Consider the following 13895-nt stretch of genomic DNA (forward strand, 5'->3'; position numbering starts at 1 on the left):
CGCGTTCTCCGGACGACAATCGTGGTGCCATCTGCACACACCCCGTCTTGATCAACGATCAACGACAGGTGTTGCAACCACCGGCTGAGCCCAAGGAGCTGACCCCAGCGGCACAAAGTCCGCCGGAGCGCCCCCGCCCGCTCGCCCCGCCCCGCCCCGGCCGCCCCGCCCCGGCCCGCCCCGGCCCGCCCGGCCAGCCCGGCGGCCCGGCCAGCCAGCCCGCCCCGACTTGGCCGCCCCGGCCGCCCCGCCCGGCCAGCCCCGCCAGCCCGGCCGCCCAGCCCAGCCCGCCCCGGCCGCCCCGCCCGGCCCGCCCAGCCCGCCCCGGCCGGCCCGCCCAGCCCGCCCCGGCCGGCCCGCCCAGCCCGCCCCGGCCGGCCCGCCCAGCCCGCCCCGGCCGGCCCGCCCCGGCCAGCCCGGTTGGGCGGGACTCGGTCTGTCTTTGGTGGCTGCCTCGCCGGTGGGGTCTGCGTCGTCGTGGCGGGTTCGGTTGGGCTTGGTCTTATGTGGATCTTGTGGTGATGGGGGTGGGTAGAGCGCTGCGCGGTCCGCCGGAAAGTGCGAATCATCCCCTACCAGGGCTAATCGCGTCTTTCGTCATGCCTGGGTCTTGCGGCGGTCGGGTGGAGCTGCTGGTTCGGGGTCGGGCGAGGTGCTTGGGGGCGTTTGGCTCGCGACCGGTTTGTGAGTTTTGGGGGGTCAGGGTTGGTTGGTGTTCAGGAAGGTTTCGATTGCGGTGCCTATTGTGGCCAGTGCCGTGGCGAAGTCGCGGAGGTTTCCCGGTGGGCGGAGGGAGTGGCCCGCGTCCGGGATGGTCAGGAGTTGGGCGCCGGTCGAGTTGGCTGCCGCTGGGAGCCAGGAGGCGTCAGCCGTGCCGCCGATCAGCAGCTGGGGTGCCGGGTTGCGGGTTATTGCCGCCACCACCGATGGGAGGTGCAGCAGCGGGGTCAGCCAGATTGCCGGCAGTTCGTGGTCGGCTGCCAAGCCTGACGCATGAGTGCCCAGGGACTTGGCGATCAGGACCGGGCGGGCTTCGGGGTCGCGTTGCTTCAGGCGGTGCAGGGCCGCCGCCACGCAGGCTCGGACGAAGGGTTCCGGGCCGGCTTCGACCAGGCCCTCCGGGGTTGTCCAGGTGACTTCCTCGATGAGTGCGCGCCGGTCGGTCAGGGCCTCCCAGGCCAGGTCGAGCAGGGTGGTCTGGACCGTGCCGAGGCTGCCGGGGATCAGGATTCCGCTGGGCATTGCCACTCCTGTCACGATGATCCTATGTGGCCTGTGAGGTCACGTTAACTTATTCGACATGCGTCGATACGTTCCGTGAAACCCGCTGTTTCTAGCTTTCGGGGCACCACCCCCCGCGGGCGAAGGGACAGTCCCATGTCATCTGCCAAGTGGCTGAAGACCCTCTCGATCCTTTTTCTCACCACGACCTTGGCGGTTGCCGGTTGCGCCGATGACCCGACCTCAGGCGACGGCTCCGACGGCGACACCATCAAGGTCGGCATCCTGCACTCGCTCAGTGGCACGATGGCGATCAGCGAGGTGACCGTCCGCGACTCCGAGCTGCTTGCCGTCGAGGAGGTCAACGCGGCCGGCGGCGTACTCGGTAAGAAGCTGGAGCCCGTTGTGGAGGACGGCGCGTCGGACTGGCCGACCTTCGCCGAGAAGGCGCAGAAGCTGATCAACGAGGACAAGGTCGCCACCACCTTCGGCGGGTGGACCTCGGCCAGCCGCAAGGCCATGCTGCCGGTCTTCGAGCGCAACAAGGCGCTGCTCTGGTATCCGGTGCAGTACGAGGGGCTGGAGAGCTCGCCGTACATCTTCTACACCGGCGCGACCACCAACCAGCAGATCGTTCCCGCCCTGGACTATCTCAAGCAGCAGGGCAAGAAGTCCGTCTTCCTGGTCGGCAGTGACTACGTCTTCCCGCGGACGGCCAACAAGATCATCAAGGCGTACGCGGCGGCGAACGGGATGTCGGTCGTGGGGGAGGAGTACACCCCGCTGGGCAACACCGAATACTCCACGATCGCCAACAAGCTCGGTCAGGCCAAGCCCGACGTCGTCTTCAACACGCTCAACGGGGACAGCAACGTCGCCTTCTTCAAGCAGTTGCGCAGCGCCGGGTTCACCGACAAGACCATGCCCACGGTGAGCGTCAGTGTCGCCGAGGAGGAGGTCGGTGGCATCGGGCCGGCCAACATCGCCGGTCACCTGGTCGCGTGGAACTACTACCAGACCACCGAGGGCGCCACGAACACCGAGTTCGTCAAGGCCTACAAGGCCAAGTACGGCCCCACCAAGGTGACCTCCGACCCGATGGAGGCCGGCTACAACGCGGTCAAGCTCTGGGCCGCCGCGGCCACCAAGGCGGGCAGCGTCGAGGTCGAGGCGGTCAAGAAGGCGGCCGGCGGGATCGTGCTGGACCTGCCCGAGGGCAAGGTCACCATCGACGGCGAGAACCAGCATGTCTACAAGACCGCGCGGATCGGCCTGATCCAGCCGGACGGCCAGATCAAGGAGGTGTGGAACTCCGGCGCGCCGGTGAAGCCGGATCCGTACCTCAAGGGCTACCCGTGGGCCGCCGGCCTGGCGTCCTGAGCGAGTCATGGGCACTCTGAACCAGTTGGTCATCGGGGCGAGCATCGGCGCGGTGCTGCTGCTCGCCTCGCTGGGCCTGACCTTCACGTTCGGCCAGATGGGCGTCATCAACATGGCCCACGGTGAGTTCATCATGGCCGGCGCGTACACCGCGTACGTCCTGCAGCCGCTGGTCGGCGAGCAGGCCGTGCTGGTGGCGCTGCCCGTCGCCTTCGCCGTCGGCGGGGTGCTCGGGCTGATCCTGGAACGGTTGTTCATCCGGCGCTTCTACGGCCGGCCGCTCGACACGCTGCTGCTGACCTTCGGCATCAGCCTGATCCTGCAGCAGCTGGCCCGGGACCTGTTCGGGGCGCCCAACGTCCAGGTCACCGCGCCGGGCTGGCTCACCGGCGGGATCGACCTGGGCGGCGTGCGGATGCCGTACAACCGGGTGTTCATCCTGGTGCTGGCGGTCGGCTGCGTGGTGGCGATCTCGCTGTACCTGAGCAAGCTCAAGCAGGGCCGGCGGATGCGCGCGGTCATGCAGAACCGGCAGCTGGCGGCGGTGAGCGGGGTGGCGACCGGCCGGGTCGACCAGGCCACCTTCTTCATCGGCTCCGGGCTGGCCGGGGTGGCCGGGGTCGCGCTGACCCTGATCGGCCCGGTCGGGCCGACGCTGGGCAGCGCGTACATCGTGGACGCTTTCCTGGTGGTGGTCGCCGGTGGGCTCGGCCAGCTGCGCGGCGCGGTCATCGCGGCGTTCGCGCTGGGCGTGCTGAACAGCTTCGTCGAGTTCTGGACGGCCAACGGGGCCAGCCTCGCCAAGGTGGTGGTGTTCGCCGTGATCATCGCGTTCCTGCAGTTCCGGCCCCAGGGCATGTTCGTCCTGCGATCGAGGGCGCTGACATGAAGAACAAAGCCGCTTTCGTCGCTGTCGCGGTCCTGCTGCTCGTGGCGCCGCTGCTGCTCACGCCGTTCCGGCTCGACCTGCTGGCCAAGTATCTCTGCTACGCGATCGTCGCGGTCGGCATCGCGCTGGCCTGGGGCCGCGGCGGCATGCTGACGCTGGGGCAGGGGGTGTTCTTCGGGCTCGGCGGCTATGCCATGGGCATGCACCTCAAGCTGGTCGAGGCCGGGCCCGGGCAGCTGCCCGACTTCATGTCGTGGAGCGGTGTCGAGCAACTGCCGCTGCTCTGGAAGCCGTTCGCCAACCCGGTCTTCGCGCTGGCGATGGTGGTCGTGCTGCCGGTGACGGTGGCGGTGCTGCTGGGCCTGCTGGTCTTCCGGCAACGGGTGCGGGGCGCGTACTTCGCGGTGCTGTCGCAGGCGCTGGCCGCGGCGTTCGTCATCCTGCTGGTCGGCCAGCAGGGGCTGACCGGCGGCACCAACGGCCTGACCAACTTTCAGCTCTTCTTCGGCCTTGACCTCTACGACGACGCGGACCGGCGGATCCTCTACTTCGCCATCGTGGTCGTGTTAGGACTGTCCTATCTGGCCGTCCGGCAGCTCGCCCGCAGCCGTTACGGCCGGCTGCTGGTGGCGATCCGCGACGGCGAGGACCGGGTCCGGTTCCTCGGCTACGACCCGGCGCTGGTCAAGACCTTCGCCTTCGCGGTGTCGGCCGGGCTGGCCGGGATCGCGGGCGCGTTGTTCGTCCCGGTGGTCGGCCTGCTCACCCCGGCCAACCTGGGCGTGGTGGCCTCGCTGGAGCTGCTCATCGGGGTGGCGATCGGCGGGCGGTACTCGCTGGCCGGTGCGGTCGGCGGCGCGCTGCTGTTCGGCTACGCCAAAACCGTCTTCAGCGAGCAGTGGCCGGACGGCTGGCTCTACGTGCAGGGCGCGCTGTTCGTCGCGGTCATGCTCTGGGCGCCGCGCGGCCTGGCCGGCCTGGTCACCCAGCTGCGCGATCTGGTCGCGGCCCGGCGCCGTCCGGCGGCGCCGGCTCCGCCCGTCCGAGAGGAGGTACGGGTGTGAGCAGGCTCCTCGAGGTCCGTGGCCTCAACGTCGTCTTCTCCGGCTTCCACGCCATCACCGACCTGGACTTCTCCCTCGACGCCGGCGAGCTGAGGTTCCTCATCGGACCCAACGGCGCCGGCAAGACCACGCTGATCGACGTCATCACCGGGCTCACCAGGCCGGCGTCCGGCTCGGTCACGTTCGCCGGGCAGGAACTCGTCGGCCGCCGCGAGCACCAGGTGGTGCGCGCGGGCGTCGGCCGTACCTTCCAGACCTCGGTGGTGTTCGAGGAGCTCAGCGTCGTCGACAACCTGGACCTGGCAGCGGGTTTCCGGCGGCGGCTGCCGGCGCTGCTGCGCCGCCGGCGCGGCGTCACCGACGAGGTGGCCGCGGCGCTGGACACCATCGGCCTGGGCGCGCTGGCGTACCGGCCTGCCGGGGTGCTGTCGCACGGCCAGCGGCAGTGGCTGGAGATCGGCATGCTCGTGGTGCAGCGGCCCCGGCTGCTGCTGCTCGACGAGCCGGTCGCCGGGATGAGCCGCGACGAGCGGGAGCGCACCGGCGAGCTGCTGCGGTCGGTGGCCCGCGACCACACCGTGCTGGTGGTCGAGCACGACATGGACTTCCTGCGCCGCTTCGCCAGCACGGTGACCGTGCTGCATGAGGGCAAGCTGCTCCGCGAGGGCACGGTCACGGAGGTGCAGGCCGATCCGCGGGTCCAGGAGGTCTACCTGGGACGGTCCCGCGACGAGCTGGAGAGCGAGGTGGCGTGACGTGCTGGAGGTCAACGACCTGCACGTGTCGTACGGCCGGGCGCAGGTGCTCTTCGGGGTCGCCCTGGCGGCGCCGGCGGGCGCGCTGGTCTGCCTGATGGGCCGCAACGGGGTCGGCAAGACCACCCTGCTCAAGGCGATCATGGGGGTGCTGCCGTCCCGGTCCGGCACGGTCACGTTCGACGGCCACGAGCTGAGCCGGCTCAAGGTGCACGAGCGGGTCCGGCTCGGGCTGGGGTACGTGCCGCAGGGCCACGAGACCTTCCCGCAGCTGACCGTCGCGGAGAACCTGCAGGTGGCCCGGGAGGCCGCGGGCCACCGCCGGGCCGGCGTGGTCGACGAGGCGTTCGACCTGTTCCCGGCGCTGCGCGGGCTGCTCAAGCGGCGGGCGGGTTTCCTGTCCGGCGGTCAGCAGCAGCAGCTGGCGATCGCCCGGGCGCTGGTCGCCGAGCCGCGGATGCTGCTGCTGGACGAGCCGACCGAGGGCATCCAGCCGTCGATCGTGCTCGAGATCGAGGAGGCGATCCGGCAGCTGCACGCCGCCGGGCTGACCATCCTGCTGGTCGAGCAGTATCTGGAGCTGGCGCTGCGGCTCGCCGACCGGTTCGTGATCCTGGACGCCGGCGAGGTGGTCCGCTCCGGGACCGCCGCGGAGCTCGGCGACGAGTCGGTGCGCGGGCTGCTGGCGGTGTAGGGGTCAGCCGAAGATCATGCAGCTCGACGTGGCGTGCGCGATGAGGCGTCCCGCGGAGTCGGTCAGCCGGGCCTCGGTGAGCGCGGTCCGGCGGCCCTTCTGCAGCACGCCGCCCTTGCAGGCCAGGCGTCCGGAGTCGACGGTCACCGCGCGCAGGAACTTCACGTTGAGATCCAGCGAGGTGTAGCCGACGCCGGCCGGCAGGGTCGAGTGCAGCGAGCACGCGGCCGCGCTGTCCAGCAGGGTGGAGATCACGCCGCCGTGCATCGTGCCGAGCGGGTTGTAGTGGAACTCCTGCGGGTCCAGGAAGAACGTGACGCTGCCCTCCTCGACCTCCATCCCGGACAGGTCGATGAGGTTCATGATCGGCGGGGGCGGCAGCTCGCCGGCCGCCATGCCGCGCAGCAGCTCCAGCCCGCCGGTGCCGGCCAGCAGGGCGGCGTGCTCGGCCGGGCTGGTCCAGGAGTAGGTGCGGGTGCGGGTCTCATCCTGGGTCTGCATCATGGACGCAGCCTGGCACGGGCTTGCTGTGTCTGTCAAACAGACCTAGCCTCGGTGTCATGCATCCCACTCTGCCGCGCCCGCCGGCCCTGGACTGGTCCATCGACACCTGCACGATCGGCCGGGCGATGGGCGTGCTGGGGGAGAAGTGGACCATGGTGGTGCTGCGCGAGATCTTCAACGGGGTGCGCCGCTTCGCCGACATGCGCGAGCGCACCGGCATCCCGCGCCAGGTGCTCGCCAACCGGCTCGCCTCGCTGGTCGAGCACGGGCTGCTGCGCCGGGAGCCGTACCAGGAGCCGGGGGCGCGGCTCCGGCACGAGTACCGGCTCACCGCCAAGGGGCTCGACCTCTACCCGGTGCTCACCGCGGTCAAGGAGTGGGGCGACCGCTACCTCGCCGACCCGGAGGGGCCGCCGCTGGAGATGGCCCACCGCGACTGCGGCGCCGAGATCCACACCGAGCTGCACTGTGCCGACGGCCACCGGGTCGCCGACTACCGCGACGTCGTGCCCCGCCCGGGCCCGGGAGCCAAGCGCCGCCGCTAGGGCCCCCGCGCGTGGCCCAGGCTTCGACCGGCGGCTGCTGCTGGCCGACGGGGAGCAGCGGGCCCGGGCACCGGCCGGCGGGCCGCCCGCGGTGGTGCAGCTGCTGCCCGCCGACTCCGCCGATTAGCCGGATGTTCCGGGTTTGTTCCGTTTAGCCTCGACTCAGGCCGCCGGTGTCCGCAGCGCGGCCGTACAGGAGGCGCGGCGTGGCACTCGTCGATCAATCCCGGCGCTCCCGGCTGCTCGTGATCGGCGGTGCCGAACGCTACGGCCCCGGGGGCACCGCGATCCTGCGCCGCTTCGTCGAGCTGGCCGGCGGGCGCGCCGCCGAGGTCATCGTCATCGCCACCGCCAGCGCCGAGCCGGCCGTGCTGGAGGCCGAGTACGCCACCCTGTTCACCCGCCTCGGCGCGGGCCGGGTGCGGGCGTTGCGGCTGGAGAACCGGGCCCAGGCCAACGAGCCCGCCGTGGTGCAGGCGCTCGCCACCGCCACCGGCGTCTTCTTCACCGGCGGCGACCAGCTGCGGATCACCACCGTGCTGGGCGGCACCCTGACCGACTCGGCGCTGCAGACGCTGGTGCACGGCGGGACGATCGTGCTCGGCGGCACCAGCGCCGGCGCCGCGATGATGTCCGGCACCATGATCCTCGGCGGCGACGGCCCCGGCGTCTCCCGGGACAGCGTGCGCACCGGGCCCGGGCTGGAGTTCCTGCCCGGCGTCCTGATCGACATGCACTTCGCCGAGCGCGGCCGGCTCAACCGGCTGCTCAGCGCGGTCGCCCTCTACCCGCACGAGCTCGGCCTCGGCATCGACGAGGACACCGCCATCCTGGCCGAGGGCGACTGCTTCGAGGTGCTCGGCACCGGCACGGTCACCGTCGTCGACGCCGGCGCGGCCACCGACATCCAGGTGCCGGCCACCGGGCCGATCACGCTCACCGGCGCGCGGGTGCACGTGCTGCCCGCCGGGTGCCGGTTCGAAATGTCCAGCCGCCGTCCCGCGCTGCTCGCCGGGACCGCCCGGGACCGGGAGCTGGCCGCATGAAGATCCTCGGCATCCACCGGCTGCGCGGCCCCAACGTCCACCTCTCCCGGCCGGCCATCGTGGCCCGGCTGCACCTCGACGAGCTGACCGCCCGCGAGACCACCGACGTCACCGGCTTCACCGAACGCCTCCTGCGGGCGCTGCCGGGCCTGTCCGAGCACCACTGCGCGGCCGGGGTGCCCGGCGGCTTCGTCAGCCGGATGCGCGGCGGAACCTACTTCGGCCACGTCACCGAGCACGTCGCCATCGAGCTGTCGCAGCGGATCGGGCGTGACGTGAGCTTCGGGCGTACCGTCTCGGCCGGCGAGCCCGGGCACTACGACCTGATCCTGGAGTGCCCGGTCGACGAGTCGGCGGAGTCCACGCTGCCGGCCGAGCTGCTGGAGACCGCGACCGAGCTGGTCGCCGCGGTCGCGGGCGGCGAGTCCGTGCCGGCCGCGGTGCTCACCGGGCACCTCGCCGCGCTGAGCGAGCTGGCCGACCGCGAGGCCACCGGGCCGAGCACCCGGTCGATCATCGCCGCGGCCCGGCGCCGGGGCATCCCGGTCGAGCGCTACGCCGACCTCAGCCTGCTGCGGCTCGGCTGGGGCACCCGGCGGCGGCTGGCCTGGGCGGCGATGACCGACCGGACCAGCGGGGTCGGCGTGGACATCGCCGCCGACAAGCAGATCACCCGGCGGCTGCTCGAGGACGCCGGCGTGCCGGTCGCGCCCGGCGGCGCCGCGCGCACCGCGGAGCAGGCGGTACGGCTGCTGACCGAACTCGGCGCGCCGGTTGTGGTCAAGCCGCGCCAGGGCCGCCAGGGCGAGCACGTCGTGCTCAACCTGCGCACCGCCGCCGAGGTGGAACGGGCGTTCGCGGCCGCGGGCGGCGACATCGTGGTGGAACGCCAGCTGGCCGGGCGCGACTACCGGGTGCTGATCGTCGCGGGCGAGGTGGTGGCCGCCGCCGAGCGGGTCGCCGCGCACGTCGTCGGCGACGGCGCGGGCACGGTCGCCGAGCTGGTCGCACGGACCAACGCCGACCCGCGCCGCGGCGTCCGGCACGCCCGGGTGCTGACCCGGATCGACCTGGACGACGTCGCGTTGGCCGTGCTGGACCATCAGGGCCTGACGCCGGACAGCGTGCCGGCGGCCGGCCGGCAGGTGTGGCTGCGCGACAACGCGAACCTGTCCACCGGCGGCACCGGCAGCGACGTCACCGGCCGGGTGCACCCCGACGTGACCCGGCTCTGCCTGCGCGTCGCCGCCCTGGTCGGGCTCGACATCGCGGGCATCGACCTGCGGCTGGCCGACATCGCCGCGCCGCTGCCGCCGACCGGCGACCCGGAGCGGCTGTCCGCCGGGGTGATCGAGGTGAACGCCGTGCCGGGGCTGCGCATGCACCTCGCGCCGGCCCGTGGGCGGTCCCGCGACGTCGGGGACGCGATCGTGCGGGCGATGTTCCCCGGCGGCTCCGACGGGCGGATCCCGACGGTCGCGGTGACCGGCACCAACGGCAAGACGACCGTGACCCGGCTGATCGCCCACCTGCTGGCCGGCACCGGGCTGCGGGTCGGGGTGGCCAGCACCGAGGGGGTGGTCATCGACGGCCGGCCGGTGTACCTCGGCGACGCCACCGGGCCGCGGTCGGCGCAGATGGTGCTCGGCGACCCCGGCGTGCAGGCGGCCGTCCTGGAGACCGCGCGGGGCGGCACGCTGCGCCGCGGGCTCGGCTATGACTGGACCGACGTCGGCGTGCTCACCACCATCACCGCCGACCACCTGGGCCAGGACGGCATCGACTCGATCGAGGACCTGGCCCACGTCAAGGCCCTGGTCGCCGAGCGGGTCCGGGACGGCGGCACGCTGGTGCTCAACGCCGACGACCCGTGGGTGCGCAGCATCGCCGAACGGCCCCGGGTGCGCGCGGACCGCAAGCGCATCGTCTGGTTCGGCACCGACGCCCGGCAGCCGGTGCTGGCCGAGCACCTGGGCCGTGGCGGCGCGGCATACCTGCTCCAGGACGGCTGGCTGGTGCAGGCCACCGGGGCCCGGCGCACCCCGTTGCTGCGGGTTGTGGACGTGCCCGGGGCGTTCGGGGGTGCGGCGCCGTACGCGGCCGTCAATGCCCTGGCCGCGGCGGCCGCCGCCCGGGCGCTCGGCGCGTCGCTGGAGAACGTGGTGGAGCGGCTGTCGGCCTTCGAGCCGCGGGTGGACAACCCCGGGCGGGGCACGCTGCTGCGGCTCGGGGAGGTGACGCTGTTCGTCGACTACGCGCACAATCCCGCGGCCATCGCGACCGTGTTGCGGACCCTGCACCGGCTCTGGGGGCCGCGGCGCTGCCTGGCCGTGGTCACGCTGCCCGGCGACCGCCGCGACGACCTGCTGGCAGCCTCGGCCCAGGTGCTCGCGGACGGGGTCACCCGGGCCGTGCTGTACGACGACGAGGACCCGCGCGGCCGTACGCCAGGGGAGGTGTCCGCGCTGGTGGAACGGGAGATGCGGGCCCGCCGGCCGCTGCTGCGGGCGGTCCGGGCGCCCGGCTACCGGGCCGCGGTGGAGGCCGCGCTGCTGCTGGCGGTGCCCGGTGACGTGATCCTGGTGCTCTACGAGAAGCTCGCCCCGATGCTGGATCTGCTGGCCGGGCTGGGCGCGGTGCCGGCCGACTCCACGGTGGTGCACGCCGAGCGGCTGCCCGCCCATCCGGCGCGGTTGCGGGAGGCCGACCGCGGCGCGTCCCGGCCGGCCGGAACGCCGGTGTCCCCGTGAGAGTTCGCTGAATCGGGTGATTTGTCCGCACCGCGGGTAGCTTGCGGGAACAAAGAATGATCGGTGACGGGAAATCATCCGATCGGGCGGGGGTCCCCAGGTCATTGCCCTGTGGCAATCATCACCCAGGGTATAGATGAGAGTGACTCGCAAAAGGGCTTCTTGTTCCTATCGGTGATGCAAGAGCGACTGCACGTGCAGATTCCGTTGTGGATTCGCGGGAATCCGGGCCCTGCCGCAAATTCCGACGAATCAGACATAGCGGTCAGCAATCGTTTCTCATGACCGTCTATACAGCGCTGACCTGGGGTTTTATCGAAACGATCACATGTCCACCGCAGGCGCACGGCCGCGAACAGAGGGTGACGACGCGCAGGTCATCCGGGTCGGCGAGGAGTCGAGACAGTGGCCGATCGTCCGCTAACATCCCTGCCGTCGATGGGGAATGCTCGGTCCAACGGCGGACCGACAACCGCCCCGGCATCAGGACGCATGGCGGTGTAGTTCTGATGTTTCTTCCGATCGCGCATGTGGGGGCACATGAGCACGACGGACCTGCCCGGTTCGAGTCTGCTGGCCGGTCGCTACCGACTGGTCGAGCGGCTCGGCGCCGGCGGGATGTCTGTGGTCTGGCGAGGGTTCGACGAAGTGCTCGGACGGCAGGTGGCGGTCAAGGTCCTGCCGCCCTCGACGAGCACCGATCCCTCGTTCCGGCGACGGCTCCGCGCGGAGGCCCAGGCCGCCGCGCGCCTGAGCCACCCGCACATCACCAACGTCTACGACTACGGCGAGGCGACCACCGTCGACGGTGAGCCGGTGCCGTACGTGGTCATGGAGCTGGTCGACGGCGAGTCGCTGGCCGCCGTGCTGGCCCGCTCGCGCCGGCTGCCGTGGCCGGCCGCGGTCCGGATCTCCTCCGAGGTGGCGGCGGCGCTGGCCGCCGCGCACGCCCGGGGCATCGTGCACCGCGACGTCACCCCGGCCAACGTCATGCTCACGCCCGGCGGCGCCAAGGTCGTCGACTTCGGCATCTCGGCCCTGATCGGCGAGAACGACATCGACCCGGACGGCAGCCTGCTCGGCACGCCGGCCTACCTGGCGCCCGAGCGGCTCGAGGGCGGCCAGGTCAGCCCGGCCACCGACGTGTACGCGGTGGGCCTGCTGATCTACCGCACGCTGATCGGCCAGCTGCCCTGGGACGTCGGCACGACGACCGCCCTGCTGCGCGCGCACCAGTACACCGAGCCCGAGCCGCTGCCGGCCGTCGAGGGCCTGCCCGGCGCGGTCTCCGCGCTGATCGCCCGGTGCCTGGAGAAGCGGCCCGCGGACCGCCCGTCCAGCGCCGAGCTGGCGCACGTGCTCGGCACGGTCTCGGCCGGCGTGCCCGCCGCCCGGGCGTACGTGCCGGACTGGGCCGACAACGGCGAGGACACCACGATCCTGCCGTCGGCCCACCGGGACACCGACGGCTTCGGCCGGGTCCGCCCGGGTCACGCCCAGCGGCAGCCCGCGGCCCCGGGCCGGGGCGTCGCCGCCGTGCCCGCGTCCGGTCTCGCCTCCCAGGCGCCGGTCTCGCCGGCTCCGGTGGGCGCGCCGGCCCCGCAGCCCGTCTCGGTCGCCGAGGTCGAGGCCGCGGTCGGCTCGGTCTCGGCGCCGCCGCAGCGGGGCGCGCGCAACAGCCGCTTCGGCCCCGTGCCCCCGGCCCCGGCGGCCCCGCCGTCCGCCGACGCCGCCTCGGCCGCCTCCACCGGCCCGGCCCTGCGTTCCGCCCCGGGCGTGGACGGGGCCCCCCGGAGCTCGGCCCGCGCCGACGATCCGCCCGCCCCGCCGGCGCGGTCCGGCGGCGGCGTGCCGCCGAAGCAGAACAGGCCCGGCGCGGCGGCCGGCGGCCCCTCGGGCCCCGGCCGCAACGGCGGCGTCCCCCAGAAGCGCCGCCTGATCATCACGTCCGGCGCGGTCGGCGGCGCCGTGCTGATCGCCGCCCTGGCCGTGGCCGCGCTGTCGTCGGGCGAGGCGCCGCGCACCCCGAACGCGCAGTCCACCACGCTGGCCGGCTCGAACAAGTGCGTGGTCAGCTACGCGGTCTGGTCCGAGGCGAACAACAAGTTCAAGGCGGCGATCACGATCGCCAACCGGGACACCGCGGCGATCAAGGACTGGAAGCTCTGGTTCGTCATGCCCGGCGACCAGATCGTGTCCGGCAACGGCCGGCTCAAGCTGGACCAGCAGGGCCGGGGCGTCACGGTGCAGTCGCAAAGCGTGCTGAGCCCGCAGCAGACCCAGACACTGCAGTTCACCGGCCGCTACAAGGACAGCAACGCCGCGCCGATGGTCTTCGAGCTGGCCGGGACGGCCTGCCAGACATTCGTCTCGCCGGCGCCCGGTGCGCCGTCACAGCCGGTCGAGGTGCTCGACAACGGCACGGTCCGGCTCGGCCCGGTGCCGACCACCAACTCGCCGATCCCGGGCATCTCGATCAACCCGAGCGGCGTCGCGGTGCCGGTGCCGGTCAACCCGACGGTCCCGGCCGGCGGCACGCCGTCGAGCACGGCGCCGGCGATCATCGATCCCCCGGGTGACGGGGACGGCACAGTCGACGGTGACGGTGACGGCCAGGTGGAGCCCTCCCCGCCGCCGGTCACCACGAGTTCCTCGCCGTCGCCCTCACCCTCGGAATCCACCACGCCGCCGCCGCTGGACACCACCACGGATCCGGTCGACGTCACCAGCGGCGACGGCGACACGGTGGTGCCGCCGGGCACGTTCGGCTGAAATCCGACAGGCGCTTCCTCGGGCGGTCGACCGGAGTTCCCGGTTGGGCCGCCCGAGCTGCGGGTAAACTTCGGACTGAGTCCCGCGGGCGCCGATGCGGCCCGCCACGGCCACCAAACGCGTTCAGCCGAAATCCGTCCGAAACGGTTCGGCGTGCCTGCGGGCCGGGTTGACGCCCCCGGGGAAGATGACTGATACCGGTCTGCAACCTGAGCGGTTCCGATCGGCACCGGGGCGAGCGTTAGCTGGAACCGGAGCAAGTCGTCGCACATCGG

General features: G+C 72.6%; 11 protein-coding genes. 9 read left to right on the forward strand and 2 right to left on the reverse strand.

Annotation, left to right across the window (positions count from 1 at the left end):
- Nucleotides 1–699: 699 nt before the first annotated feature.
- Nucleotides 700–1242: an alpha/beta hydrolase gene (locus tag ACIBQZ_RS42300; protein ID WP_396094606.1), complete on the reverse strand. Its 543-nt coding sequence runs from the start codon at nt 1240–1242 to the stop codon at nt 700–702.
- A 135-nt stretch (nt 1243–1377) separates the two neighbouring features.
- Here ACIBQZ_RS42300 and urtA point away from each other — a divergent pair, with 135 nt between their 5' ends.
- The 5 genes from urtA to urtE are packed head-to-tail and all read left to right on the forward strand — an operon-like array spanning nt 1378 to nt 6003.
- Nucleotides 1378–2601 carry an urea ABC transporter substrate-binding protein gene (urtA, locus tag ACIBQZ_RS42305; RefSeq protein ID WP_396094607.1) on the forward strand — a complete coding sequence of 408 codons (1224 nt, stop codon included), beginning with the start codon at nt 1378–1380 and terminating at the stop codon, nt 2599–2601.
- 7 nt (nt 2602–2608) lie between these two features.
- The gene (gene urtB, locus ACIBQZ_RS42310) at nt 2609–3490 is read left to right on the forward strand and encodes an urea ABC transporter permease subunit UrtB (RefSeq protein WP_396094608.1); all 882 of its coding nucleotides are present in this window, start codon (nt 2609–2611) and stop codon (nt 3488–3490) included.
- The gene (urtC, locus tag ACIBQZ_RS42315; protein WP_396094609.1) at nt 3487–4554 is read left to right on the forward strand and encodes an urea ABC transporter permease subunit UrtC; all 1068 of its coding nucleotides are present in this window, start codon (nt 3487–3489) and stop codon (nt 4552–4554) included. The genes urtB and urtC overlap by 4 nt, the downstream gene beginning before the upstream one ends.
- On the forward strand, nt 4551–5309 hold the full coding sequence (gene urtD, locus ACIBQZ_RS42320) for an urea ABC transporter ATP-binding protein UrtD (protein ID WP_396094610.1): 759 nt from the start codon (nt 4551–4553) through the stop codon (nt 5307–5309). The genes urtC and urtD overlap by 4 nt, the downstream gene beginning before the upstream one ends.
- A gap of 1 nt (nt 5310) precedes the next feature.
- The gene (gene urtE / locus ACIBQZ_RS42325) at nt 5311–6003 is read left to right on the forward strand and encodes an urea ABC transporter ATP-binding subunit UrtE (protein WP_396094611.1); all 693 of its coding nucleotides are present in this window, start codon (nt 5311–5313) and stop codon (nt 6001–6003) included.
- A gap of 3 nt (nt 6004–6006) precedes the next feature.
- On the opposite strand, the gene ACIBQZ_RS42330 is transcribed toward urtE, so the two are convergent.
- Nucleotides 6007–6507 carry a PaaI family thioesterase gene (locus tag ACIBQZ_RS42330; protein ID WP_396094612.1) on the reverse strand — a complete coding sequence of 167 codons (501 nt, stop codon included), beginning with the start codon at nt 6505–6507 and terminating at the stop codon, nt 6007–6009.
- Between the two features lie 56 nt (nt 6508–6563).
- Here ACIBQZ_RS42330 and ACIBQZ_RS42335 point away from each other — a divergent pair, with 56 nt between their 5' ends.
- The 4 genes from ACIBQZ_RS42335 to ACIBQZ_RS42350 all read left to right on the forward strand — a co-directional run bounded on the left by ACIBQZ_RS42335 (nt 6564) and on the right by ACIBQZ_RS42350 (nt 13620).
- Nucleotides 6564–7052, forward strand: a complete 489-nt coding sequence (locus ACIBQZ_RS42335; RefSeq protein ID WP_396094613.1) for a winged helix-turn-helix transcriptional regulator — start codon at nt 6564–6566, stop codon at nt 7050–7052.
- A gap of 206 nt (nt 7053–7258) precedes the next feature.
- Nucleotides 7259–8098 carry a cyanophycinase gene (locus ACIBQZ_RS42340; RefSeq protein ID WP_396094614.1) on the forward strand — a complete coding sequence of 280 codons (840 nt, stop codon included), beginning with the start codon at nt 7259–7261 and terminating at the stop codon, nt 8096–8098.
- Complete coding sequence (cphA, locus tag ACIBQZ_RS42345) at nt 8095–10848, forward strand: cyanophycin synthetase (protein WP_396094615.1); 2754 nt, start codon at nt 8095–8097, stop codon at nt 10846–10848. Before ACIBQZ_RS42340 ends, cphA begins: the two co-directional genes overlap by 4 nt.
- A 540-nt stretch (nt 10849–11388) precedes the next feature.
- Nucleotides 11389–13620, forward strand: a complete 2232-nt coding sequence (locus tag ACIBQZ_RS42350) for a protein kinase (RefSeq protein ID WP_396094616.1) — start codon at nt 11389–11391, stop codon at nt 13618–13620.
- Nucleotides 13621–13895: the final 275 nt, after the last annotated feature.

The sequence above is a fragment of the Actinoplanes sp. NPDC049599 genome, from assembly GCF_044465625.1.
Lineage (GTDB): Bacteria > Actinomycetota > Actinomycetes > Mycobacteriales > Micromonosporaceae > Actinoplanes.